Here is a 25,346-nt window from a genome sequence, read left to right as displayed (position 1 = left end):
CGTTAGTTACCTCTTTGAGCCAAACGTGAAGACAACTCGATCACCCATGGGCGATGACTTTCTTTGCTAATAATTTCATTACGTAAACGAACCAAGGTCAGTGCACCAAAGAAGAAAGCAAAACCAAAGATGTTCAGCAGCAATGGCCATAACATGTCATTTGAGATCGATGGCTTAGCGAATTTAGTGATCGTCGCACCTTGGTGAAGGGTGTTCCACCACTCTACTGAGAAGTGAATAATCGGTAGGTTAATTACACCGACAATCGCCAAAATACCCGCGGCTTTCGCGGCCGTTTTTTGGTCATCAAATGCGTGGTATAGCGCAATCACACCCAAGTATAGGAAAAGCAGGATCAATTCTGAGGTAAGGCGTGCATCCCACACCCACCAAGCGCCCCACATCGGCTTACCCCAAATTGCACCCGTTAGCAGAGCAATGAAGGTGAATACTGCACCAATGGGTGCCATCGCCAATGCTGCCATATCTGAGATACGGATTTGCCATACCAAGCCGATAAACGCTGCTATCGCCATTGACATGTAAACACCCATAGACCAAATCGCCGATGGGACATGAATGTAAATAATACGGAAACTGTCACCCTGCTGATAATCAGAAGGTGCAAAAGCCAAGCCCCAAACAGTGCCAATAGATAGGCAGGCAAAGGCTAAAATTGAAAACCAAGGCAATAGCTTACCGCATAGACGATAGGCTGATTCAGGCTTGGCATATGGATGGAGCCATTTCCACATTGTCGGTCTCACTCTTACTTCATTAGTAACCAAGTCGCAGCGCTCTTGGTATTTTTTCGTGTTGTAATTTATATTCTGGGAAAATTTCGTGCTTGATCGAAAACAATCAATTAACACTTACGCGCAATGCAGCACTAATTGCAAACGGGGTTAAGGTTAATGCCCCCATTAACATTGCGCCTAAAATTGCCAGTTGTCCGTTATACGCCATACCTAGTGAGGCAGCATCAATCGCGGATGTGGCAAAGATCAAAATTGGTATATAAAGCGGCAGAATAAGTAAACTCAACAGCACCCCACCCTTTTGCAAACCAACGGTCAACGCAACGCCAATTGCACCGATAAAACTTAATGTTGGCGTACCTACCAACAAGGTTAGCACCACCGCCAACCAAGTATTGAAGTCCAGTGACAACAAAATCGCTAACAGTGGGCTGATAACGATCAATGGCAAACCAGTTAATAACCAATGTGCGATCACTTTTGACATCACCACTAGCGGCAATGGTATTGGCATCAGCATCATTTGCTCTAGTGCGCCATCTTGGTAGTCATCACGAAATAGTCGTTCTAAAGACAACAAGGCAGATAGCAGCGCAGCAACCCAAACAATCCCTGCCGCAATGCGCGCAAGAAGGTTTGGCTCAGGACCAATACTCAACGGAAACAACGTGATCACGATGATAAAAAACCACAGTGGGTTAAGTACGTCCGCTTGGCGTCGGTAAGCGATCAACAATTCTCGGCGAATAATATTGTTCATAATTGCCAACATTGTTAACCACCTAGCTTAATTTTTCGTAGTTTTGGATTGTCTGCAAACATGTCTTGGTGCGTGGTTAAAACCACAATTCCACCTTGTTCTGCATGTTGCTGAAACAGTGACTCAAGCACTTTAACGCCCTGCTTATCAATTGCAGTCAACGGTTCATCGAGAATCCAAAGTTTATGCTTACTTAACCACAAGCGAGCCAACGCAACACGGCGCTGTTGGCCTGCCGATAACTGCGCAACCGGAACATCTTCTCGACCAGCTAACCCAACTTTAAGTAGCGCTTGATAAATCGTTTCTTTATCTACCGATTGCTGAGCGTGAATCGAAACATAAAAACGGAGATTCTCATAAGCGGTTAATTCACGCTTCACACCAGTTTGGTGACCAAGAAATAGCAAGTCTTGATGAAACGCATCGCGATTAGAGGCAACGTTTTCGTTGTTCCAAAAAATCTCACCTTCATCACGATCGCCCAATCCGGCAATGATTCGCAGCAAGGTCGTCTTGCCAGTGCCATTACGTCCTTCAATTTGAACTAATTCACCACTGTCTATCGCAAAAGACAGGGCCTCAAAGAGAATTCTTTCATCACGAATGGCAGTTAATTGTTTTACTTCTAGCATCAGCAACCAAAATAAAGATTCAGGCGGATATATTAACACAGCCTAATTTCTACAACATAGTGAATGAGCTTTACGAATCACGAAAGTACGTAAGAAACTGTTAACAATTAACAACAATTAAATAAATTAGCACTTTACATCCATAATCATTAATAACTCAATGGATTATCGAAAATAAGATTGAATTAAGTCAACAGATGAATATGCAAGAGGTAAAGTATCGGGTAGTGGCACCCAAAATTGAAAAAGGATGCATAACGCATCCTTTTGAAGACAAAGAGTTTTAAGACGATTTAGAACGTTGACGTCTAAAGGTTTGATCAGGAGAGCCTTCCAACGGTGGGATCTTTTCCCTGCCTGATAATTTGTTTTGCAACGACATCATCAGCTCGGCTTCTGCCTTCGGCAATTCGCACTCTTGAATCAGTTCGTTAATATCAGCTCCCAGCTGTACCATTTTGGTGGCACGTGAATACAATCGGCCATCACCATCCGCTTGTTCAAGATCTTTAATTCTTTCTAACAAATGACGAATAATGTCTTCTTGTTCATTCACTTTTTGCCCAAGCCCAACAACGACCGAGCGCACTTCTAACAATTGCTTATTAGACTTTTGCAACTCTCTATCTAAAAGACGATGTTGCTGGCGAACCTGCTCCGCTGCTAGTCGTTGTGCTCTTTTTAAGCGCATCATGCCAATCAAGAACACCAGCAGTAAAAAAGCAGTCACACCAGCTAAAACAGGGGTACTAAGAATCAAACTGGTATCCATTATAGATGAGCCATTTCATCCCATTCTTCATCAGAGAGAAGCTTATTTAGGTCAACCAGAATCAATAGTTTACCTTCGCGGTTGCTCACGCCTTGGATGAATTTCGCACTTTCGTCAGTACCCACGCTTGGTGTGGTGTCGATTTCAGACGAACGTAGGTAAACCACCTCAGCTACGCTATCCACCAAAATACCAATCACTTGGTGCTCTGATTCAATTACGATAATACGCGTGTTATCAGAGATCTCGCCTTCTACCAAACCAAAACGCGAGCGCGTGTCGATCACGGTAACCACATTGCCACGTAAGTTGATAATGCCTAGAACATAATCAGGCGCGCCTGGTACTGGTGCAATTTCGGTATAACGCAGCACTTCACGCACTTGCATTACGTTAATGCCGTATGTTTCGTCTTCCAGTTGGAATGTTACCCACTGAAGTACCTCGTCATTTAACTGGTCTTTTCTCACTTCGACTTCGCTAATTTGAGACATACCTTTTCCTCTCTAAGCCTTTACGGGCACATATCTATTTGTCTAATGCTTTTACATCAAGTCCAGCGTTTAGCATAGCGATCAATGCTTCAACGTGAATCAAAGCGCACATTTTTTCTTTTACCATGCCTGCTAGCCATGGTCGTTTACCTGCCATTTCTCGCCAACGCACTTTTTCGCTGTTGAGTAGCTCAGTACCCATTAATTGAGTCGCAGCTAATCCCCACATACTCGTGCCCAGCATGACAATGTATTGGTAGTTCTGTTTGTATTCGTCGTCAGTCAATTTTTCAGCCATTACCCACTTTGCGGTATCCACGACATCTAGCTGAGACTCGCGGCTAGATTGCAAACCCAGATACCATTCAGGGCGGCCAATAAGATGATTCAATTCTCCAAGGCGATGAATACCACCAAGCTCATCTAAAGGCACGGCAAAAGTAATGTTGTTCACGTCAAAATAGAGCACTTGGAAGTCTTGCTCTCGCTTGGTGCTAGACCAAGTGTAGTCAAGCGCCCCACCCGCTTGCGTGGCGAGTTCACTGACTGATGCAATTTCTGGCTCATGCTCAACGTTAACTTCAACCTCAGTTGTCACCTCTACCACAACAGGCTGCGGGTCAACATAAGGTTCGACATCCCACTCTTGAATTTCTTCTACCTGAGTTGAGGTAGAGAGCTCAATCGTGTTTTGATCCATAATGCTTGAAAGCTGCAATTCCTCAACGGGATTTGACTTCTCAAGCTGTTCTAAAAGACGCTGAATATCTTCTAAATTCGGCACTTCGACTTCTGCGATTGGCGAATGGTAAACATCGGTTACCTGCTGTACTGCATCATCGTTTGCGGCTGATATTCTGGCTCTGGCTCTGGCTCTGGCTCTGGCTCTGGCTCTGGCTCTGGCTCTGGCTCTGGCTCTGGCTCTGGCTCTGCAGTGATTATTTCATCTACATCTGCATTAACAAACGCTTGTAACTCTTCATCTTCACCCAACAACGCTGTGAAGTAATCGTCTAACGCTTGCTCACTCGATAGTAGCGTTTCATCATTCATCAAATGCGAGCCTCTCAAGGTGTAACAGAAGCTGTTTATAGGCGAATACGCCACGACTGCCGGAAGCAAAGTGTGAAACTGGCAAGCGTTTTAAACTGGCATCTCTAAATTTGGTGTCAATCGGCACGGCAGATGACCAAACTTGATTTGGATAATCTCTTTTTAACTGTTGCAGTGTTTCTAAAGATGCTCGTGTGCGTTTGTCATACATGGTCGGTACGATCGTCACTTTAAACGCCTTATTGCGCGACTTTTGCATGATCGCCAGCGTACGAACCATACGTTCTAAGCCTTTCATCGCCAGAAACTCTGTTTGCACAGGGATCAGGATGCGATGACTGGCCGCCAGCGCATTGACCATCATCACGCCAAGAATGGGTGGACAATCGATCAATACGTAATCGTAATGGTTTTTAATCGCCATCAAAGCGCGCTTTAAGATCAATCCCATGCCACTGCGATTACCCATAACTCGGTCTAACGTCGCTAAAGACATGTGAGCCGGAATAATATCAATCCCTGGAATCTCACTGTTCATGATCAGCGGTAAAACAGTATGCTCACTGAACTCTTTAATCTGGAACAGATCAAACAAGCTTGATGGTACATTGTCTGAATCGTAGCCCAAGTAGGTTGTCAAAGAGCCATGAGGGTCGGTATCGACTAACAGTACTTTTTTGCCTTGTTTACTCAGCAAACCTGCCAGTGTAATGGTCGTTGTCGTCTTGCCTACGCCACCCTTTTGATTCGCGATACTCCAAACGATCATAGCCTTACCCCTACGCTAGGCCTACTTCTACCAGCATACGTTCAGCAATGCGCTCTAGAGGTAGATCTTCAGAAGAAATTCCCTCTTTCGCCACTGCTTGAGGCATACCATATACCACACAGCTTTCTTCATCTTGCGCCCAGATCGTCGCACCGGCATTTTTCAGCATACGTGCACCTTCTCGGCCATCGGCGCCCATACCCGTCAGCACCATCGATAATACTTTATCGGAATAAATTTTTGCTGCGCTGCCAAATGTCACATCAACACATGGCTTGTAGTTCATGCGTTCACCACCATCGATGATGCGCAACTTAGCACTACCAGGACGCCCTTCGATCATCATTTGTTTACCGCCCGGCGCCAAATAAGCCACACCGGCTTTTAAGATATCGCCATCGGTCGCTTCTTTGACCTCAATTTTGCATAGCGAGTCTAAACGGCTAGCAAAAGCCGCCGTAAAGGTGGCTGGCATATGTTGGATCAACAAAATAGGATGCGGGTAATTGACTGGCAAATTGGTCAAAATTTTCTGTAGCGCAACAGGGCCGCCTGTTGAAGTGCCAATAGCAGTCAGTTGATATTTTTTACCTGTCGGCTTAAAACGCACATTTGGTGTCACGGCTGGCGCCGCTGTCGCAGAGCGCACACTTGTTTGACGCTGCAATGTGGTAGCCGGTGTGCGAGTCGTGGTTCGCTCAACCGACGAAGTCGTAGTACGAGCAATCAGTGGACGACGCATAAAACTGCGGCGCGAAGCGATTTGAATCACTCGTTGCTGCAGCAGGCTGACCGCCTCATCACGATTGCGCGCGATATCCTCGAACTTCTTCGGTAGAAAATCTAATGCGCCAGCATCAAGTGCATCTAATGTAGCTTTTGCACCATCGTGAGTAAGTGACGAAAACATTAGAATCGGGATTGGATTCGACGCCATAATCTCGCGCACTGCAGTGATGCCGTCCATGACCGGCATCTCAATATCCATGGTGATCACATCGGGTTTGATCTTAAGCGCTTTCTCAACCGCCTCTTTACCATTTACCGCAACATCTACGACCTCTAAACGTGCGTCCGAGTTAATGATTTCACTCACTCGGCGACGGAAAAAACTCGAATCGTCAACGACTAAAACTCGTATTGCCATGTTTTCCCTTTTTAATATTCAACGATTTAGATTCGAGATGCTGCTGCGTAACGTTTTAGTAGATCAGGCACATCCAAAATCAAAGCAATATGACCATCACTTGTGATCGTTGCACCCGCCATACCCGGTGTACCTTGCAGCAGATTATCCAGCGGCTTAATCACCACTTCTTCTTGGCCAATTAAGGTATCAACCACAAAACCAACGCGCTGACTGCCCAACTGAACAATAACAACATGGCCGTGGCCTTTGCGTTGCTCAACTTTCGTGCCACGAGGCGACAACCAATTCTGCAAGTAGAATAGTGGGATAGATTTATCACGCACAATGATGGTCAACTGGCCATCAACCACGTTGGTACGACTCAAATCCAAATGGAAAATTTCATTAACACTCGCGAGTGGCAAGGCGAAAGGATGCCCGCCGATGCCGACCATTAGCGTTGGTAGAATCGCCAATGTCAGTGGTACTTTAATCGTGATTTGGGTGCCTTTACCCATTTGTGAATCGATATCAATCGAGCCGTTTAGGGTATTAATTGCAGTCTTCACCACATCCATACCCACACCGCGACCAGAGATATCTGAAATCTTCTCTTTGCTCGAGAAGCCAGGCATAAAGATCAGATTAAAGCACTCTTTATCGGTTAAGCGTGAGGCAGCATCTTCATCCATCATGCCACGTTTTACCGCAATACCACGCAACACATCCGGGTTCATACCTGCACCGTCATCAACGATAGCGAGTTCGATATGATCACCTTCTTGTGATGCTGATAAAATCACTTTACCAGTACGAGATTTGCCCGCTTTTACACGCTCTTCCGGCATCTCAATACCGTGGTCAACTGAGTTACGCACTAAGTGGATCAATGGATCCGCCAGTGCTTCAACCAAGTTTTTATCAAGATCGGTCTCTTCACCACGCATTTCCAGCGTGATGTCTTTGTTCAAGCTGCGCGCAAGGTCACGTACTACTCGTGGGAAACGGCCAAACACTTTTTTGATTGGCTGCATGCGCGTTTTCATCACAGCGCCTTGCAGATCTGCCGTCACCACATCTAAGTTAGCCACAGCTTTTGACATTTCTTCGTCGTTGCTGTTTAAACCTAAGCTAAGTAGGCGGTTACGTACCAACACTAGCTCACCCACCATATTCATGATGACATCGAGTGTTGAAGTATCTACGCGTACTGTCGCTTCTGCTTGCGGCTTTTTAGCCGGTACCGGTGCACTTGCTTCTTTCTTTGCTGGAACGGTCGATGTTTCTTTTGGTGCAGCCATTGGTGCTGGTGTCGGCGCTGAAATTGGTGGCGGCGTAGCAATGGTTTCGATATTCATCGCCGCAGGCTTGGTCGCTAATTCCAGCTCTTCTGCACTTGGGCCTTTACCTTGACCATGCAATTGATCGAGTAATTTTTCAAACTCGTCATCAGTCATCAAATCTTCATCAGAAGCACTCATTAAGTTAGCTTGTGGCGTTGGTTCTACAGGGGCTGCCGGTACATCTTTACCAGGCGCTTTACCAATGCCGTGCAACTCATCAAGTAACTTCTCAAATTCGTCGTCTGTAATATCACCGCTTTCTTCAAAAGCTGGCGCAGCTGGAGCTACAGGCGCAGGTTTTGCACTACTTGGCGCAGCACCAACCCCATGCAACTCATCCAGCAATTTTTCGAATTCATCTTGCGTAATTTCATCAATAGAGCCCACATCAACATGGGTACTAGAAGCGACAGGCGCAGGCTCAATGTCAACGGCTGGTTCAGAGACAACCACCGCTGGTTCAATCGAAGCTACAACAACTTCTTCATCTGCGCCTGGCTTGCTTAAGCGATGTAATTCATCCAATAACGATTGGTTCGCTGGCTCTAAAGGTTCACGGTCTTGTACCGCTTGGAACTGTGAATTAACGGTATCCAGTGCTTTGAGCATGGTATCCATTAAACTTGCTGTCACTTCACGCTGACCATTGCGCAAAATATCAAACACGTTTTCAGCACCATGACAGGTATCAACAAGCTCGCCCAAGCTTAAGAAACCTGCGCCACCTTTTACAGTGTGGAAACCGCGGAAGATAGCGTTGAGTAAGTCCCTATCATTGGGATTGTTTTCGAGTTCAACCAGCTGCTCAGAAAGCAACTCGAGAATTTCACCCGCCTCAACTAAGAAGTCCTGGAGAATATCTTCGTCTAATTCATAGCTCATATGTAACCTCTATAACCCAAGACTGGAGAGTAAGTCGTCGACTTCGTCTTGTGATGAAACCGCGTCATCTCTTTCGCGAGGGTTGATGATTGGCCCCTCAGCTTCAGTTGACGCTTTTTTCTTGTTATCGGATATATCTTCGTTTAGGTGATTTTCACCAAAAACAGTAAGAATATCAATGAGTCGCATTTCAACTTCGTTAACTAGCTCAATAACTCGACCAATGATTTGACCGGTTAAATCTTGAAAACCTTGAGCCATCAAAATATCGGTTAACAAACTGCGTAATTCACTGCTATTCCCTTCAACCTGACCCAGCAGCGCATCTATTCGATGACAGAGCGCTTTAAACTCTGTCAAATCGATTTTGCCATGCATCAGTTCATTCCATTGAGGTCTAACTTGAAGTAACCCTTCGTGAAGGCTATCAGCAATCGGCATACAGCGATCAACGGCGTCCATGGTTGTATTCGCTGCAACTTCCGTTTTTTCAATTACGTATTGGAGGCGATCCCGTGCGTCTGGGATTTCGTCATTGGCTAAAACTGCAATGCGTTCATCTAAATGAAATTGTTTCAATGATTCACGTAAGTCACGCGTCAACGCGCCAATTTCTTGTAAAACTGGCTCACGCGAAATGTCATAAATACCTTTTATGAGTTCGTCTGCGTCTTGCTGCTTACCACTTTCTAAAAGCTCTACGAGTTGTTTTGCCTGTTCTAATGAGATCATTCCTACGGCCTTTTGCACTCAATCAAATAGTCAATAAATTGACTATAAACGCTCAAAGATTTTGTCCAATTTCTCTTTTAGCGTTGCCGCGGTAAATGGTTTAACGATGTAGCCATTTACGCCAGCTTGTGCAGCCTCAATGATTTGCTCGCGTTTCGCTTCCGCTGTGATCATAAGCACTGGTAGGTGCTTCAGCTCTTGGTCTGCGCGAATATGTTTAAGTAGGTCGATACCTTGCATGCCAGGCATGTTCCAATCGGTAACAACGAAATCGAAATCGCCCTTCTTGAGCATAGGCAATGCAGTTAAACCATCGTCCGCTTCTTGGGTGTTATTAAAACCCAAATCACGAAGTAGGTTTTTAACGATACGGCGCATTGTTGAAAAGTCATCAACAATTAGGATTTTCATGTTTTTATTCAAAATTGCCTCCACTGATTATGATGTCAGTGATTTCTAGTCATGGTTTGTCCACGCACTCAACTTAGTGCGTAAACGTTGCATTGATTGGCTAAGTATCTGGCTAACGCGTGATTCGCTAACCCCAATAACTTCACCGATTTCTTTAAGGTTGAGTTCTTCATCGTAATAAAGAGAAAGAACCAACGCTTCACGCTCGGGTAGGGATTTTATCGAATCTACCAGAGCTTTTCTAAAGGATTCGTCCGCAACACCTTGAAATGGTGTGTTTTCTTCATCTGAGTCTTCAGAAGTAATGACATCTTCCGAAACCCCTAGGTCTTCAATACCTATCAAACGAGAACAGTTGATGTCGCTCAGCACCGTATGATACTGATCAAGCGACATTCCTATGAATCTAGCTACTTCTGAATCCGTAGGATCTCGATTTAATTGACCTTCGAGCGTCGCGATCGCTTGATTGATTTCACGGCTGTGTTTATGCACAGAACGTGGTACCCAGTCTCCTCGACGAATATCATCGAGCATAGCGCCACGAATGCGTATTCCAGCATAGGTCTCAAAACTAGCGCCTTTGCTGCCATCGTAATTTTTTTGCGCTTCAAGAAGGCCAATCATTCCCGCTTGGATAAGATCTTCAACCTGTACACTTGGTGGCAATCGGCCAAGCAAGTGGTGAGCAATACGCTTAACTAGCACCGAGTACTTCTCTAAAAATACTCGTTGGCTGTTATGATTTCCGTATTGGTCGTAGGTCAGCGCCTTATTCACCAAATGGTTCCTCTAATGGTTCTGGTCGATTTAGCAAACGCTCAACAAAAAACTCCAAATGTCCGCTTGGTGTTTTTGGAATTGGCCAAGTTAGCGCTTTGTTTGCCAGTGAGCCCAATGCTAATGCAGCTGGCGAGCGCGGAAATGCATCCACGACAATCTTTTGTTTTTTCACCGCTTGTCGCACTTTATCATCTAAAGGTATACATGCGACGAGCTCAAGGCTCACATTTAAGAATCTCTCTGTGACTAAGGTCAATTTTGCAAACAATTCTCGACCTTCACGGTAACTTCTCACCATATTAGCCACAATTTTAAAACGTTGAACTTGATGCTCTTTGCTCAGCAATTTGATCAAGGCATAGGCATCAGTAATCGACGTTGGCTCATCACATACCACGACAACAACGTCTTGAGCGGCACGTGAGAAACTGATCACCATGTCGGAAATGCCCGCAGCAGTATCGATCAGCAAAATGTCCATTTCATCTTCAAGGCTGCCAAAAGCGCGAATCAATCCGACATGCTGAGCATGGGTCAATTCTGTCATCGATTGAGTGCCGGACGTCGCAGGAATGATTTTAATGCCGTGTGGACCTTCCACAATCGCATCAACTAGATCACATTCACCAGCAAGCACATGGCCAAGGTTACGCTTCGGTCGAATACCGAGCATCACATCAACGTTCGCCAAACCGAGGTCAGCATCCAGCACCATGACTTTCTTGCCTTGTCGAGCCATACAAATTGCCAGCCCTAAAGTGACATTAGATTTACCCACACCACCTTTGCCCCCAGTTACGGAAATTACTTTGGTTAGTGATGGCTGAGTTAAGCGGCGTAATCCGCTAGCTTGGTCTTGTATCATATTCTCTGTCATCATCGCCGCCTAGAACCTCTCTGCTTCACTATTCCAATAGTGCGGTTCATCGTCCGCCGACTTCTCAAGTAAATCATTCGCTTTCGCTACCATATATTTTGGTTGGGCGATAACAATGTCTTCTGGTACGCGTTGTCCGTTCGCGATATAAGCGACTGGTAATGCGTTTTGCACTACAACACTTACAAATTCCCCTAAACTCAGTGATTCATCAAGCTTGGTCAGAATACAGCCTGAAAGAGGGATTCGTTTAAAATGGTCAATCGTTTCTTGCAATACTTTGCGCTGCGCTGTCGCTGGCAAAACTAAGTAACTGTGTATCATCTCACCGCTTTCTTGCATCAATGTGTCTAGCTGCTCAGAAAGTCTTACATCGCGTTGTCCCATACCAGCGGTATCGACCAACACTAAACGTCGATGACGCAACTGGTATATTACATCGGCTAATTCTTTGGAATCTTTAGCAACCTTAACCGGACAGCCCATAATGCGACCATAAATCGCTAACTGCTCATGAGCACCAATTCGGTAAGTGTCGGTTGTCACTAACGCAACATTATCGGAACCAAACTCCATCGCTGCTCGCGCCGCAAGTTTCGCAACCGTGGTGGTTTTACCGACACCCGTTGGCCCCAATAGCGCTACGATGCCGCCACGTTTTAAAATGTCTTGTTTAGAAATAGGAATCTGATCCGCAACCAAACCGAGTAGTGCTTTCCACGCTTTGTTTGGCGCCGTGTCTTCAGGAATGTAACACGCTAGCTGGTCGGCTAACTCTTGAGAAACACCCATACGTTCGAGACGTTTAATCAACATCGCTCGCAGAGGTTCTCGACGCTCCACTTCCTGCCACATCAGCCCCGAGACTTGATGCTCAAGCAAACGCCGAATCGACATCATTTCTTCACGCATATCCGTCCAATCTTCATTGGAAACTGCCGATTCTCTGGAGTTCGAGTTGCGCTCATATCGTGTGGGATCAAGCTGCGGTTTTGGACGCTCAATACGACGGTCTTCTGCAATTAAACGTGCCAAAGGTGAATCTTCTTTAAGTTTAACGTCAGCACCTTGTGAGCGATGATTCGACTGACGCTTCAATAGCGCCGTCAGAGAATCTTCATTGCCGCTTGGCTCTGCACTTTCATACTCTGAGCGTGGATTGCTGTACTGTTTGAGCATACTGGCAAAGCGGTTAGTCATCGAGCGACCATTGTCTTGACCGCTATTGAGGCTAACACGATCGTCATCTAACTGACGCGCTTCAGTGCGAGCAGATAAGCTAGCTGATACTTGTGACGGTGCTGTTCGAGGACGGGAACTATAACTAGCCGTGGATCGTGCCGCTGAAGCATCGCCATCCATTGCTGCTACAATTTCTACGCCACCAGCGACTTTTTTGTTCGACATGATAACCGCGTCAGACCCCAACTCCTCTTTAACCTGAAGTAGAGCTGTGCGCATATCCTTGGCAAAAAATCGTTTAATTTTCAAAATTGATATCCGTTAGTGATCAGTAACAGAATTAGTTGCCCACGGCTTGCACGATACGGATTTGCTTTTCATCCGGGATCTCTTGATAAGAGAGCACTCGTAGCGATGGGATGGTGTTCTTTACAAATTTCGCAAGCGTTGAACGCAGCACACCAGACGTTAACAACACTGCAGGTTCCCCTTTAAGCTCTTGCTCTTGTGTGGCATTGCTTAAAGACATCTGCAATCGCTCGGCTAAGCCAGGTTCGATACCAGCAGATTCCCCTCCCGAAGCTTGCATGGTTTGATGCAAGATTTGTTCCAGCTCGGGAATAAGGGTAATTACCGGCAACTCTGGCTCTATACCATTGATTTCTTGAACAATTAGGCGTTTCAATGAGATGCGTACTGCTGCGGTCAAAATGTCAGGTTCTTGACTCTTTGATGAGTATTCGGCCAAGGTTTGAACAATGGTTCGAATATCTCGAATCGGTACCGCTTCGTTGAGAAGGTTTTGCAATACTTTAACCACAACACCCAGTTGCAATTGGTCTGGTACAAAGTTCTCCACCAATCTCGGCGCGCTGCGGCCCAGCATTTCAAGTAAATTCTGAACTTCTTCGTGGCCGATCAGTTGCGAGGCGTTGTTGGTCAACAGTTGGCTCAGATGTGTCGCCAGAACTGTTGAAGAGTCAACTACGGTATAACCCAGAGCCTGTGCGTGCTCGCGTTGCTCTTCACGAATCCACGTCGCTTCAAGTCCAAAAGCAGGGTCAATGGTGGGTTCACCATCAATCATGCCGTATACCTGACCCGGGTTAATCGCCAATTCTTGGTCTGGACGAATTTCAGCTTCACCGACCGCAACCCCCATTAAGGTGATTCGATAGCTGTTAGGCGTTAATTCGAGATTGTCACGAATGTGTACTGCTGGGATAAGGAAGCCAAAGTCTTGCGATAATTTTTTGCGTACACCTTTCACTCGCTCAAGCAATTCACCGCCTTGATCTCTATCTACCAATGGAATCAAACGGTAACCAACTTCCAAACCAATAATATCAACAGGTTGAACATCATCCCATGAAAGCTCTTTCGGTGTGCTTGGCTCAGCATTTGTCGTCGCAGGAAGATTGGTTTGTTCTTCGTTTTGTTTTTTCTTCTTGCGCGTCATCCAGTATGCGCCCGCACCAGCCATGGCAGCCAATAATAGGAACGCAAAGTGTGGCATACCCGGAACAATACCCATAACAAAGAGGATACCAGCCGTAATCATCAATGCTTTGGGGTTATCAAATAACTGGAAGACAACCTGTTGTCCCATGTCTTCATCGGTATTTTGGCGCGTCACCATGATCGCGGCACCGATTGACAACAACAGCGATGGGATTTGAGCTACTAGACCGTCACCGATCGTAAGTAGCGTGTAGATTTGCATTGCCTCTTTAAAGCCCAAACCGTATTGAGCCATACCAATCGACAAACCGCCAATAATGTTGATAAACAGAATCAAAATACCGGCGATTGCGTCCCCTTTCACAAACTTTGACGCACCATCCATTGAGCCGTAAAAGTCCGCTTCTTTGGTCACTTCTTGGCGACGCGTGCGCGCTTGGTCTTGGTCAATCAAACCGGCGTTTAAGTCGGCATCGATGGCCATTTGCTTACCTGGTAATGCATCTAACGTAAAGCGAGCACTCACCTCAGAAATACGACCCGCACCTTTGGTCACAACCATAAAGTTGATGATCATCAGGATGATGAAGACAACTAAACCGACTGCGTAGTTACCACCGATAACGACGTTACCAAATGCCTCGATAACGTTACCTGCCGCTCCAGGTCCTTCATGACCATAAAGTAATACCACACGCGTCGATGCTACGTTCAGCGCAAGGCGCAATAACGTTGCAATCAGAAGTACTGTTGGAAAAGCAGCAAAATCGAGTGGGCGTCGGGTATAGACTGTCACCAATAACACCACCATAGAAAGTGCGATGTTAAAGGTGAAAAACAGGTCGAGCAAAAAGGCTGGCATTGGTAAAACAACCATAGCCAACGTGGCCAGAACCATAACCGGTGCACCGATGGCTGGCATTGCTCGTTGAGGTAGCGGCGGTAATTTGTCCGCAAATGGCAGAGTGAACTTCATATAATCAGTGGCTGATACAACTAAATTGTTTGTTAACCCAGATAGTTAGCCACTTATGCAAGTTTTAGTCCACTGAAATGTCAATTATATGTCGATTATTGATCGCAAATTTCTAGGGGCGAATATCCCATAGCAACTCACCGCGCTGCTGCGCAACGTCGTATTCGATACAAACAATACCAGACGTCGGGAACATTGGCGGTACGATATCCGTCACTAAATCCGCCGTGAGATAACCGACGAGCGGCAAGTGAGAAACCAGCAAGACTGAATCTAATTTTTCAATCTCAATAAGCGCTTGCAAATAATCGGCTACGACTGCTGAGTACGTATATCGTCACGTCTCTCGCATCGAATACGTTCTGCATGTTTGCTGCGCTCTTAAATACGGACTAACCAGAACTTTATCAAACTGTTTCATTCCCTTCGCAACGCATTGCTCGGCTGCAGATTTCGATACCGCACGGCCCGATGGCGTTAGCGCTCGTTCAGCGTCACTTTGAGCAAAGGCTTCAGCCTCTCCATGACGCATAATCACGATTTTCATAGTCTTTCCTGTGTCGGCAACCTTCGTGTGAGCTCACCGTTTTTTTGGGCTAAAATTAAAATTAATTATATCAAGTAACTTGCCAAAGACTCAGACTTTCTTAACAATCTTAAAAGCAAACATTACCTTTTTATCTATACGTGCCACTGACTGCAATTCGTCATACGGACTCGTTAGACCAGCAATCAAACGGACTTATTTTGTTCGAAACTGCATATCGTTAACATAATTGACGTCAATATATGTGAGACAATGCATAACAAGTCTAGTTGATGTCTACCTCAAAAGGGCCATTTTGCGAAACACGTTGTTTGTGAACAAAAATTTGCAGCACTTACAAACGCGTTCATACTTAGACATATTCTCAATGTTGGAGAAACACTGTGCATGTAAGCCCTAATGATACCAACCAATATCGTTATTTAACGCTCGAAAACGATCTGCGAGTGTTACTTATCCATTCGCCACATGCACAAAAGTCAGCCGCGGCACTTGCGGTCAATGTCGGTCACTTTGACGATCCCCTTGAACGTCAAGGGATGGCTCACTACCTCGAACATATGCTATTTCTTGGCACTGAGAAGTACCCTCAAGTTGGTGAGTTTCAAAGCTATATTAGTCAGCATGGTGGCATTAATAACGCATGGACTGGCACCGAACACACCTGCTTTTTCTTCGATGTCGATAATAATGCGTTTGAAAATGGCCTAGATCGCTTCAGCCAATTTTTTACCGCACCACTGTTTAACGCTGAAGCGCTCGATAAAGAGCGCCAAGCTGTCGACTCAGAGTATAAACTCAAGCTCAACGACGATTCGCGACGTTTATATCAAGTACATAAAGAAGTCATCAACCCAAGACACCCATTTGCGAAGTTTTCCGTTGGCAACTTGGAGACGCTGGGTGATCGCGAAGGCAGTTCAATTCGCGATGAGATCATCGCTTTTCATGGTCAACAATACTCCTCCGATTTAATGACGCTTGTACTTATTGGTGAACAGCCACTTGAACAACTTGAAGCATGGACTCGAGATAAGTTTAGTCACATTACCAATCGTCATTTGGCTGGTAAATTCATCGAAGAGAGCTACACCGATGAACGTTCTATTGGCATCTGGGTTAATGTTGAACCGGTCAAAGATTTTAAGAAACTGATTCTGACCTTCCCGATGGAAAACAGCGATCTGTACTACCACACCAAACCACTCTCTTATTTTGCTCATCTTCTTGGTTACGAAGGCGAGAACAGCTTGATGTTAGAACTGAAAGAGGCGGGTTGGATAACTTCGCTATCTGCAGGTGGTGGTGCTAGCGGCAGTAATTACCGAGAATTCACCATTAGCTGTACGCTGACTCAAGAAGGTCTAGCGCACACTGATGACATCATCCAAGCCATTTTCAACTATATCGCGCTGATAAAAGCGCAAGGCTACGATGAATGGCGCTATCTCGAGAAACAAGCAGTCTTAGAATCGGCTTTTCGTTTTCAAGAGCCCGCTCGTCCTATGGATCTTGCCAGTCACCTCGTCGTAAATATGCAACACTACGAGAGCGACGATATCATCTACGGTGATTTTAAGATGGCCGAGTATCAACCGGAATTACTGCGGTATTTAGCGAGCTATTTTACCGTTGATAACCTACGCGTTACCCTTATTGCTAAAGGCTTGACCTACGAGGAAGAGGCAAAGTGGTACCATACACCTTACTCTGTACGCCTATTAAGTCATGCCCAGCGAGAACATTACACGGCACCGTCTGCGATCAAAGCCGCGCTACCTAAACAAAACCCATTTATTTGTTACAACCTAACGCCGAAAGAAGTGCAAGAGCATGCGGATGTACCTGCGCTAATTAGCGATTTACCGGGCTTTAAGCTGTGGCATTTACAAGATGATGAGTTTCGTGTGCCCAAAGGCGTGGTTTATGTTGCAATAGATAGCCCTCACGCTGTGGCCAACCCGATCAACATTGTCAAAACACGTCTCTGCGTGGAAATGTTTCTCGATTCTTTAGCCAAAGAAACCTACCAAGCTGAAATTGCAGGTATGGGGTATAACCTATACGCACATCAAGGGGGCGTAACGCTCACTATCTCAGGCTTTACCGAGAAACAGCCGGAATTGATGAAGATGATTTTGCAGCGCTTCGCCAAGCGTGAGTTCAGTGAAAAACGGTTTAACACCATTAAGACTCAGTTATTGCGTAACTGGCGCAATGCAGCGCAAGATCGCCCAATTTCTCAGCTTTTCAATGCAATGACTGGCATTTTACAGCCAAACAATCCTCCTTACGCCACATTAGTGGAAGCACTTGAAGAGATTCAAGTCGATTCCCTATCTAGCTTTGTGCAGGCAATTTTGGCCGAGTTGCACGTTGAGATGTTTGTTTATGGTGATTGGACGCGTGATGACGCGGCTGCGTTGGGTGAAACGCTCAAAGATGCATTGCGCGTAAAAGGTCAGCAATACGAGGAAGCGTTGCGCCCCCTAATCATGCTCGGAAAAAATGGCACCTTCCAACGCAGCGTTGCTTGCAACCAAGAAGACTCCGCGGTGGTGGTGTATTACCAATGCGAAGATACCTCACCGCAAAATATTGCCCTGTACTCGCTAGCAAACCATTTAATGTCGGCCACATTTTTCCATGAGATACGCACCAAACAACAACTCGGCTACATGGTAGGCACAGGCAATATGCCACTGAACAAACACCCGGGCATGGTGCTATATGTGCAATCACCAAACGCGGCGCCGAGTGAGTTGATCAGTTCAATTGATGAATTTCTCAACGCATTTTATATGGTGTTGTTAGAACTCAATGAGTATCAATGGCATAGCAGTAAACGCGGATTGTGGAATCAAATTTCCACCCCAGATACCACGCTTCGCGGGCGGGCTCAACGCTTGTGGGTGGCAATCGGGAACAAAGATGAACACTTCGACCAACGACAACGCGTCCTTGCTGAACTCAAAAAATTGACTCGCAGTGATATGATTCGCTTTGTTGTCAATGAGCTCAAACCACGCACAGCAAATCGTTTAATTATGCACACTCAAGGCAACGCCCATCAGGGTGCTGCACCGCTAAGTTTAGGGCAGGAAATTGGCGTAATTGAAGAGTTCCAACTACGCCCGAAAGACATCGAGTTAGGCTGATTGCTCCGACTCAACAATCGCTTTTAATGAATGAGGGTGTAGCTTGATGCACACGCCTTGGTGTTTAAATGCCACGGTCGGATTATTAAGACGCTCACCCTCGCCTTTAGGGCTTGAGAGTTTTACCTTAATGCCCTGTTGCGCCAATGTGTCCCATTGTTCAGCAAGTTGTGGAAAACGCTGCGTTAGCTCTGCCGCGAACTCATCTGCGGTTTGTGCATTCGATGGAATCACAAACTCCACATGCTCCCAAGTTTGCTCTGGGTAAATCTTACCTTCAGCAGGGTATGGCAGTTCTAAGCACTCAATCTCCCAACTTAGTACTTTTAATGGCTGATTAAACGTCATAACGATAATTGGTCTGCCATTAATCATGGCATTCGAAATTTCTTTACCTTCAGCAAGCCACGCTTGATGAGCAAGTTGAGCTAATTCAGGCTCGTTGATACGCAAAGCGATGTGATCGGCTTGAAACTGCGTTAAGTCAATCTGCAGCTTATCGCTTAACTTCTGAATTTTATACATAAAGTCTGGCAGCTTTTGTTTTAGTTGCTCGGGTAGTAACTCAGCAGTAGCTAACGACATGTGGTTTTTCCTTAAGTAAAGGTTACTTTTTCTTAATAGTAACAAGATCATCAAGAAAGTAGAAAATACTCAAATTACGCCCTATATGCTGCCTAATAAAATTGGTATCATGTGCGCCAATTTGTGAACTCGATTCGGTTTGCATTGATGAGTATGACTCCCGATACTTACAGGGTATAGCCCTTAGTTCGGTCCAATGCAGACCACTATAATTCCTAGAATTGAAGGAAGCGCGTGTGAATATCCAAGCACTTATTAATGAAAAAGTTTCTCAGGCTCTTGAAGCCGCTGGCGCACCTGCAGGCAGCCCTGCAGCCGTTCGTCAATCAGCAAAACCACAGTTCGGTGACTACCAAGCTAACGGCGTAATGGGCGTTGCAAAACAACTAGGTACGAACCCTCGCGAGTTTGCGCAGAAAGTGTTGGATGTTCTAGACCTCGATGGTATTGCGAGCAAAACTGAAATCGCAGGCCCTGGTTTTATCAATATCTTCCTAAGCGAAGAGTTTCTTGCAAAACAAGCAGATCTTGCTCTAGCTGACGCTCGTCTTGGCGTAGCCGCTGAAGCACCACAAACTATCGTTGCAGACTACTCTGCACCTAACGTTGCAAAAGAAATGCACGTAGGTCACCTACGTTCAACCATTATCGGTGACGCAGTAGTACGTACTCTAGAATTCCTAGGTCATAAAGTAATCCGTGCTAACCACATTGGTGACTGGGGCACGCAGTTCGGTATGCTGATTGCAAACCTTGAACGTGTACAGCAAGAGTCTGGTGAAGTTTCAATGGAACTGGCTGACCTTGAAGGCTTCTACCGCGAATCTAAAAAGCTTTACGATGAAGACGAAGAGTTTGCAGTAAAAGCACGTGGTTACGTAGTGAAACTGCAAAGCGGTGACGAATTCTGCGCAGAAATGTGGAAGAAGCTTGTTGACGTTACCATGATTCAAAACCAACGTAACTACGATCGCCTAAACGTATCACTAACGCGTGATGATGTGATGGGTGAAAGTATGTACAACGACATGCTGCCAAAAATCGTTGCTGATCTAAAAGCACAAGGCCTTGCGGTTGAAGATGACGGCGCGCAAGTTGTGTTCCTTGAAGAGTTCAAGAACAAAGATGGCGAAGCAATGGGCGTTATCGTTCAGAAACGTGACGGCGGCTTCCTATACACAACAACGGACATCGCATGTGCGAAATACCGTTACGAAGAACTAGGTGCCGATCGCGTACTTTACTTCATCGACTCTCGTCAGCACCAACACCTGATGCAAGCTTGGACTATCGTGCGTAAAGCAGGTTATGTTCCTGAGTCTGTGTCTCTTGAGCACCACGCATTCGGCATGATGCTGGGTAAAGACGGCAAACCGTTTAAGACTCGTGCAGGCGGTACTGTTCGTCTTGCTGATCTTCTTGATGAAGCAGAAGTTCGTGCAGCACAGCTGATCGAATCTAAGAACCCTGACCTAGCAGAAGACGAGAAGAAAGCGATCTCTAATACGGTTGCAATGGCAGCGGTGAAATACGCAGACCTATCTAAGCACCGTACCACTGACTACGTGTTTGATTGGGACAACATGCTAGCATTCGAAGGTAACACAGCTCCTTACATGCAATACGCATACACTCGTGTAGCTTCTATTTTCGCTAAAGCTGGCGTATCAATGGATGAGCTACAAGGTGAAATCAAAATCACTGACGAGAAAGAGAAAGCACTGATCGCAAAACTCATGCAGTTTGAAGAAGCCGTTCAATCTGTTGCTCGCGAAGGTCAACCGCACATCATGTGTAGCTACCTATTCGAACTAGCAGGTCAATTCTCTAGCTTCTACGAAGCATGCCCTATCCTTGTGGCAGAAGACGAAACTGTGAAACAAAGCCGTCTAAAACTGGCAGCGCTAACCGCGAAGACGATTAAGCAAGGTCTATCGCTACTCGGTATCGAAACGCTAGAGCGTATGTAAACTGCAAGATTTGAGAGCGTCACGCTTCAAAACGCAGCGCTTCGAGAATTGGAAGTCATTGCTGACTAGAAAAAACCGACGTGAAAACGTCGGTTTTTTTGTCGTTGAAGAATATAGAATTGGGCGTAAAGAATTGAGTGTATCTCGAGCATAGCGTTCTCATATCTCGCCTCCCACTTCTTGTTCTCCGCTCACATCTCTCCCCTTCTACGTTATAATCATCAAAACTTCAAACCAACGAGAATAACAATGAGCTTTGAACTGCACCCTCAACTGGCTAAGGACACTACGGTACTTGGTCATTTCCCGCTTTGCGTAGCGTTACTGCACAAAGATGATTCTGTGCCTTGGGTTATTTTGGTACCTAAACGCGAAAATCTAAAAGAATTGCATCATTTGCCAATGCAAGAACAACAGCAATTTTTGTTGGAATCGCAAGCGGTGAGCCAGGCATTAGAAGCGACATTCCAGCCAGACAAACTCAATTTCGGCGCTCTTGGTAATATGGTGCCACAACTGCATATTCATCACATCGCGCGTTTCACTACCGATCTCGCATGGCCTGGTCCGCTATGGGGTAATACCAAGGGTGAATATCGTAGTGAAGAAGATCAGCAAGCGGTCGCAACTCGAATTAGAAATGTATTGGGCTTAAGTAGTCTGTTTACTAAATCTTAAATACAAAAAAGCCACTTCGTTTGAAGTGGCTTTTTTTAACTATTGCTCGCTACATCGTCACCGTCAGCGACAAACTATCGGCTTGATTGACGGAGTAGCGAACTCGAGTAATTTTATCCGCTTTATTGGTATCAATCATACGAGATAACACTCCCTTTTTGATCCAAACTGCGAGCATGGCATCAACCCCATCTTCACTTAAAGCAAATTTCTTTGCCAGTTCCGTCCGAGAGGCACTGCCCTGAGCTTCTATATACGCTTTGAGTTCGATCAAAATCATGCGATTTGTACCTCCAGTGCTTTTTTCTGCTTTTTACCGGCAATTTTCAATGAACGATAAACAGCAAGCGCAGCGATAACGATACCAATGATCCAAGTCGCACTCATCACTGGATGGTCAACAAAGTGAGTCGCTTGATAGTATAACGTCGCACTGCCGTATGCGAGGCCCATGGTCCAAACCGCAATAAAGCGAGCATACTTTTGGCCAAACTCTCGAACATACGCTCCCATCGCGGCAACACATGGTGTATAGAGCAAAATAAAGATCAAATAAGCAAACGCGGCATTGCCAGTTACAAAGTGCGACTTGAGGTTACCAAAAATAGTCGCATCAACCGCTTGCTCTTCCGCAACCGCTGATTTATCAGTCAAATCACCGACTTCGACCCCTAGTGGATCCGTGTAGTTTAAGCCTGCAAGGTTATCCGGGATGGTTAACACGGCCTCTTTTAGACTTGCCGCTAAATCGTATTGCGCATCACCCTCTTCAGCTGGTGAGTAAAGGCTATTTAGTGTACCTACGACTGCTTCTTTGGCAAAAATACCGGTAATAATACCCACAGTTGCTTGCCAGTTATCGCTGTTAACGCCGATAGGGGCAAACACTGGGGTGACCAATTGAGAGGCTTTAGACAGCACAGAGTTCTCTGAATCCTGATTACCAAAAGAGCCATCAGTACCCATTGAATTCAAGAAGCTGAGAATCGTCACAACCATCACGATGGTTTTGCCCGCACCCAACACGAAACGTTTTAGCTTTTGCCACGTTTTGATTAATACGTTTTGCATCGTTGGCAGTTCGTAATCCGGCATTTCCATGATCAGGCTATCGCTTGAACCTGGATACAACGTCTTTTTCAGCACCAGCCCCGTAAATACCGCCGCCACAATACCCAATAGGTACAAAGCAAACACAACGTTTTGCCCGCTCTCTGGGAAGAAGGCTGCAGCGAATAACGCGTAGACAGGGAGACGTGCACCACATGACATAAATGGAGCCATTGATGCGGCAAGTTTACGCTCACGCTCTTGGTCAAGCGTACGTGTTGCCATAATAGAAGGTACGTTACAACCAAAGCCCAGCACCAATGGAACAAAAGCTTTACCTGGCAAACCTATTTTTTGCATCACTTTATCGAGAACAAAAGCCGCACGAGACATATAGCCCGAGCTCTCCAGCACAGCAAGGAACAAATACAAGCAAGCAATCACTGGGATAAAAGTAGCAACAGTCTGAATACCACCACCAATACCATCAGCCAATAAAGTGACGAGCCAAACAGGTAAATGTGCATCCAGTAGGTAGTGCCCGCCATCAACCAGCAACGCACCAACACCAATATCAAAGAAATCGATAAAGGCACCACCGATATTAATCGAGAACATAAACATCAAGTACATCACAACAAAGAAGAATGGCACGCCAATCCATTTATTGAGGATCACTCGGTCTAACTTTTCAGTAAAGCTGTGACTCAGTTTGCCTTCACTACGGCGCACTTTTTTACATTGTTCATGCAATAACGTGTACTTAGTATCGGCAACATGCAGGTCAATATCCATATCAAGATCAGCAAGTTGCTTATATACCACATCACGCTGTTCCGATTTTAACGAATTTAACACCAGCACATCTTGTTCTAATGCGCGAATAGCTAGGGCACGAGATGCGGATTGCTGACCAACAAAGATGTTCTCTAGGTTGTCTAATGCACTTTCAAACTCCGAGCAGTATTGTAACTGCATCGCGTCGAGCGTTACGCCTTGCACCACAAGTTTATGTAAACGTTCTTTAAATTCAGAGATTGCAGCTTTATTGTTCGCCGAAATAGCTAAAACCGGACAACCTAACCATTTCTCTAAACGCTTGGTATCAATAACTTGACGCTCGCGTTTTAGTGCGTCCATTTTGTTCAGAACCACCACCATTGGGCGGCCTAACTCACGCAGTTGCAACGTCATATAGAGGCTGCGCTCCAGACATGTCGCATCAACAACGTTAATAATCAAATCTGCAGGATGAGTAAGTACTGCGCGAGAAGCAATAGACTCGTCGATACTATTAGTATCGTTACCGCTGTCTAATGCATAAATGCCAGGTAGATCGGTCAACAAGAAATCATCACCTGAATGTGCATAATTACCGGTTTTCTTTTCGACCGTCACACCAACCCAGTTACCTACTTGTTGTTTGGCGCCTGTTAATCCGTTGAACAGTGTTGTTTTGCCGCTGTTTGGATTACCAACAGTAAGAATTTGGTATTGCATTATTTCGCCTCCACTAAAATTGCATCGGCAATATTGGTTCGCAGTGCAACTGATACACCTCGGACTTCTACTTGTAACGGATCACCCATTGGCGCAAAACGGATGAGCTTTACTTCTGTATTTGGTAGTAGACCCATAATCATCAGTTTTTTTCGTACGTCATTAGAAAGCTCAGAAAAGCCGACAATAGTGGCCTTTTGTCCTTGGCTTAATTTTGACAATTGCATAGCGAATACCTAATTTTTCTGGCAAGTTGGTAATGAGAGTTATTTTATTTATGTTCCAAATAGTAACTGAAGAAGACAATAACTATCTTGCCTGAAATCAAACTTTACGTTTTTGTTGGCAACAAATAATAGTCGCCAAAACACGTCATTTTTGTCAATTGCAACACGTCAAATACGTCAATAAATTGCCGCCCTATTATTTACATAAATACTTATAAACACATGACGTGATAAGTTTTTATATTAAAAGCAATACAAAACAATGACTTAATTAAATGTCGCAATTCTTATATCATGTTGGCGTTAATTTTATAAGTAAAATAAGTAGAGTGGTTTATAGTGGTTTCCGTCGGGTTAAACAACCTTATGACAAAGAATTCCAGAGGTGGTGCAACGCACCACTCCGGCAGCAAGCGAAGGTGTCATTGACACCCGTGGTATAGTCCCCCCGGCTATACCACGATATTTTTTTCTTACCCTTTCATGCCAAAATCACACCAAACCTTTACACTTCAATAGCTTAAACAAACACTTTGTATCCCATAGCAAGGCATAAATCCCAATAAATCACGATACAGCTTTCAACTGATTAGCGAATAACATCTACACATTGC

Annotated in this window: 21 protein-coding genes and 2 pseudogenes; 3 read left to right on the top strand and 20 right to left on the bottom strand. The window is 45.3% G+C overall.

The genetic code is table 11. The annotated features are described in order from the left end of the window. Window positions 1-2: 2 nt before the first annotated feature. The 16 genes and pseudogenes from Vt282_RS04265 to sixA form a co-directional block, all read right to left on the bottom strand. Window positions 3-755: a heme ABC transporter permease gene (locus Vt282_RS04265; protein ID WP_162046807.1), complete on the bottom strand. Its 753-nt coding sequence runs from the start codon at window positions 753-755 to the stop codon at window positions 3-5. Between the two features lie 106 nt (window positions 756-861). Next, window positions 862-1,530 carry a heme exporter protein CcmB gene (ccmB, locus tag Vt282_RS04260; RefSeq protein ID WP_162046808.1) on the bottom strand — a complete coding sequence of 223 codons (669 nt, stop codon included), beginning with the start codon at window positions 1,528-1,530 and terminating at the stop codon, window positions 862-864. 2 nt (window positions 1,531-1,532) lie between these two features. Next, entirely contained in the window at window positions 1,533-2,153 is a 621-nt protein-coding gene (ccmA, locus tag Vt282_RS04255) for a cytochrome c biogenesis heme-transporting ATPase CcmA (RefSeq protein WP_162046809.1), read from the bottom strand. Between the two features lie 283 nt (window positions 2,154-2,436). After that, entirely contained in the window at window positions 2,437-2,925 is a 489-nt protein-coding gene (locus Vt282_RS04250) for a DUF2802 domain-containing protein (protein ID WP_162046810.1), read from the bottom strand. Further along, window positions 2,925-3,419 carry a chemotaxis protein CheW gene (locus Vt282_RS04245; protein WP_162046811.1) on the bottom strand — a complete coding sequence of 165 codons (495 nt, stop codon included), beginning with the start codon at window positions 3,417-3,419 and terminating at the stop codon, window positions 2,925-2,927. Before Vt282_RS04245 ends, Vt282_RS04250 begins: the two co-directional genes overlap by 1 nt. A 34-nt stretch (window positions 3,420-3,453) precedes the next feature. Beyond that, window positions 3,454-4,472, bottom strand: a pseudogene (locus Vt282_RS04240) (chemotaxis protein CheW). Then, window positions 4,465-5,241 carry a ParA family protein gene (locus tag Vt282_RS04235; RefSeq protein ID WP_162062645.1) on the bottom strand — a complete coding sequence of 259 codons (777 nt, stop codon included), beginning with the start codon at window positions 5,239-5,241 and terminating at the stop codon, window positions 4,465-4,467. The pseudogene Vt282_RS04240 and the gene Vt282_RS04235 overlap by 8 nt, the downstream one beginning before the upstream one ends. Before the next feature lie 10 nt (window positions 5,242-5,251). Continuing rightward, window positions 5,252-6,388, bottom strand: coding sequence for a protein-glutamate methylesterase/protein-glutamine glutaminase (locus Vt282_RS04230; RefSeq protein WP_162062644.1), 1,137 nt, complete (start codon window positions 6,386-6,388; stop codon window positions 5,252-5,254). A 26-nt stretch (window positions 6,389-6,414) separates the two neighbouring features. Continuing rightward, entirely contained in the window at window positions 6,415-8,595 is a 2,181-nt protein-coding gene (locus Vt282_RS04225) for a chemotaxis protein CheA (protein WP_162062643.1), read from the bottom strand. A gap of 9 nt (window positions 8,596-8,604) precedes the next feature. Further along, window positions 8,605-9,327, bottom strand: a complete 723-nt coding sequence (locus tag Vt282_RS04220) for a protein phosphatase CheZ (RefSeq protein WP_162062642.1) — start codon at window positions 9,325-9,327, stop codon at window positions 8,605-8,607. Window positions 9,328-9,369: 42 nt separating this feature from the next. Further along, complete coding sequence (gene cheY / locus Vt282_RS04215) at window positions 9,370-9,738, bottom strand: chemotaxis response regulator CheY (protein ID WP_075649797.1); 369 nt, start codon at window positions 9,736-9,738, stop codon at window positions 9,370-9,372. Window positions 9,739-9,783: 45 nt separating this feature from the next. Then, complete coding sequence (locus Vt282_RS04210; RefSeq protein ID WP_162046817.1) at window positions 9,784-10,518, bottom strand: RNA polymerase sigma factor FliA; 735 nt, start codon at window positions 10,516-10,518, stop codon at window positions 9,784-9,786. Continuing rightward, window positions 10,511-11,398 (bottom strand): MinD/ParA family protein, encoded by an 888-nt coding sequence (locus Vt282_RS04205; RefSeq protein ID WP_162046818.1) that lies wholly within the window; start codon window positions 11,396-11,398, stop codon window positions 10,511-10,513. Before Vt282_RS04205 ends, Vt282_RS04210 begins: the two co-directional genes overlap by 8 nt. A gap of 9 nt (window positions 11,399-11,407) precedes the next feature. Further along, window positions 11,408-12,889, bottom strand: coding sequence for a flagellar biosynthesis protein FlhF (gene flhF / locus Vt282_RS04200; RefSeq protein ID WP_162046819.1), 1,482 nt, complete (start codon window positions 12,887-12,889; stop codon window positions 11,408-11,410). 31 nt (window positions 12,890-12,920) lie between these two features. Continuing rightward, complete coding sequence (gene flhA, locus Vt282_RS04195) at window positions 12,921-15,017, bottom strand: flagellar biosynthesis protein FlhA (protein WP_162062641.1); 2,097 nt, start codon at window positions 15,015-15,017, stop codon at window positions 12,921-12,923. Window positions 15,018-15,129: 112 nt separating this feature from the next. Then, window positions 15,130-15,564 (bottom strand): annotated as a pseudogene (sixA, locus tag Vt282_RS04190) (phosphohistidine phosphatase SixA). A 383-nt stretch (window positions 15,565-15,947) separates the two neighbouring features. Between sixA and Vt282_RS04185 the strand changes: the two are divergent. Beyond that, on the top strand, window positions 15,948-18,722 hold the full coding sequence (locus Vt282_RS04185) for an insulinase family protein (protein ID WP_162062640.1): 2,775 nt from the start codon (window positions 15,948-15,950) through the stop codon (window positions 18,720-18,722). On the opposite strand, the gene Vt282_RS04180 is transcribed toward Vt282_RS04185, so the two are convergent. Further along, window positions 18,714-19,307 carry a VOC family protein gene (locus Vt282_RS04180; protein ID WP_162062639.1) on the bottom strand — a complete coding sequence of 198 codons (594 nt, stop codon included), beginning with the start codon at window positions 19,305-19,307 and terminating at the stop codon, window positions 18,714-18,716. The genes Vt282_RS04185 and Vt282_RS04180 overlap by 9 nt on opposite strands. A 236-nt stretch (window positions 19,308-19,543) precedes the next feature. Here Vt282_RS04180 and argS point away from each other — a divergent pair, with 236 nt between their 5' ends. Both argS and Vt282_RS04170 read left to right on the top strand, forming a co-directional pair. Continuing rightward, window positions 19,544-21,277 (top strand): arginine--tRNA ligase, encoded by a 1,734-nt coding sequence (gene argS, locus Vt282_RS04175; protein WP_162046824.1) that lies wholly within the window; start codon window positions 19,544-19,546, stop codon window positions 21,275-21,277. 249 nt (window positions 21,278-21,526) lie between these two features. Then, window positions 21,527-21,955 (top strand): HIT family protein, encoded by a 429-nt coding sequence (locus tag Vt282_RS04170; RefSeq protein WP_162062638.1) that lies wholly within the window; start codon window positions 21,527-21,529, stop codon window positions 21,953-21,955. 49 nt (window positions 21,956-22,004) lie between these two features. On the opposite strand, the gene Vt282_RS04165 is transcribed toward Vt282_RS04170, so the two are convergent. From Vt282_RS04165 to Vt282_RS04155, 3 genes are read right to left on the bottom strand one after another with little or no spacing between them, the layout of a single operon-like run. Then, entirely contained in the window at window positions 22,005-22,235 is a 231-nt protein-coding gene (locus Vt282_RS04165) for a FeoC-like transcriptional regulator (protein ID WP_162062637.1), read from the bottom strand. After that, window positions 22,232-24,505, bottom strand: coding sequence for a Fe(2+) transporter permease subunit FeoB (gene feoB, locus Vt282_RS04160; RefSeq protein ID WP_162062636.1), 2,274 nt, complete (start codon window positions 24,503-24,505; stop codon window positions 22,232-22,234). Before feoB ends, Vt282_RS04165 begins: the two co-directional genes overlap by 4 nt. Next, window positions 24,505-24,732: a FeoA family protein gene (locus Vt282_RS04155; RefSeq protein WP_162046828.1), complete on the bottom strand. Its 228-nt coding sequence runs from the start codon at window positions 24,730-24,732 to the stop codon at window positions 24,505-24,507. The genes feoB and Vt282_RS04155 overlap by 1 nt, the downstream gene beginning before the upstream one ends. Window positions 24,733-25,346 lie beyond the last annotated feature (614 nt).

The sequence above is a fragment of the Vibrio taketomensis genome (genome assembly GCF_009938165.1).
Lineage (GTDB): Bacteria > Pseudomonadota > Gammaproteobacteria > Enterobacterales > Vibrionaceae > Vibrio > Vibrio taketomensis.
The sequence above is the reverse complement of the archived record's forward strand: the minus strand, read 5'-3'. Positions and strand labels throughout refer to the sequence as shown.

Excerpts from the sequence above, each read along its gene's own strand:
- Vt282_RS04220 (WP_162062642.1), bottom strand. The coding sequence starts at position 9,327 with ATGATCTCATTAGAACAGGCAAAACAACTCGTAGAGCTTTTAGAAAGT.
- Vt282_RS04205 (WP_162046818.1), bottom strand. The coding sequence starts at position 11,398 with ATGACAGAGAATATGATACAAGACCAAGCTAGCGGATTACGCCGCTTA.
- Vt282_RS04180 (WP_162062639.1), bottom strand. The coding sequence starts at position 19,307 with ATGTCGTTAGCTACTGCTGAGTTACTACCCGAGCAACTAAAACAAAAG.
- flhA (WP_162062641.1), bottom strand. The coding sequence starts at position 15,017 with ATGAAGTTCACTCTGCCATTTGCGGACAAATTACCGCCGCTACCTCAA.
- Vt282_RS04250 (WP_162046810.1), bottom strand. The coding sequence starts at position 2,925 with ATGGATACCAGTTTGATTCTTAGTACCCCTGTTTTAGCTGGTGTGACT.
- Vt282_RS04165 (WP_162062637.1), bottom strand. The coding sequence starts at position 22,235 with ATGATTTTGATCGAACTCAAAGCGTATATAGAAGCTCAGGGCAGTGCC.
- Vt282_RS04265 (WP_162046807.1), bottom strand. The coding sequence starts at position 755 with ATGTGGAAATGGCTCCATCCATATGCCAAGCCTGAATCAGCCTATCGT.
- Vt282_RS04170 (WP_162062638.1), top strand. The coding sequence starts at position 21,527 with ATGAGCTTTGAACTGCACCCTCAACTGGCTAAGGACACTACGGTACTT.
- ccmB (WP_162046808.1), bottom strand. The coding sequence starts at position 1,530 with ATGTTGGCAATTATGAACAATATTATTCGCCGAGAATTGTTGATCGCT.
- ccmA (WP_162046809.1), bottom strand. The coding sequence starts at position 2,153 with ATGCTAGAAGTAAAACAATTAACTGCCATTCGTGATGAAAGAATTCTC.
- Vt282_RS04235 (WP_162062645.1), bottom strand. The coding sequence starts at position 5,241 with ATGATCGTTTGGAGTATCGCGAATCAAAAGGGTGGCGTAGGCAAGACG.
- Vt282_RS04155 (WP_162046828.1), bottom strand. The coding sequence starts at position 24,732 with ATGCAATTGTCAAAATTAAGCCAAGGACAAAAGGCCACTATTGTCGGC.
- feoB (WP_162062636.1), bottom strand. The coding sequence starts at position 24,505 with ATGCAATACCAAATTCTTACTGTTGGTAATCCAAACAGCGGCAAAACA.
- cheY (WP_075649797.1), bottom strand. The coding sequence starts at position 9,738 with ATGAAAATCCTAATTGTTGATGACTTTTCAACAATGCGCCGTATCGTT.
- Vt282_RS04230 (WP_162062644.1), bottom strand. The coding sequence starts at position 6,388 with ATGGCAATACGAGTTTTAGTCGTTGACGATTCGAGTTTTTTCCGTCGC.
- Vt282_RS04245 (WP_162046811.1), bottom strand. The coding sequence starts at position 3,419 with ATGTCTCAAATTAGCGAAGTCGAAGTGAGAAAAGACCAGTTAAATGAC.
- Vt282_RS04225 (WP_162062643.1), bottom strand. The coding sequence starts at position 8,595 with ATGAGCTATGAATTAGACGAAGATATTCTCCAGGACTTCTTAGTTGAG.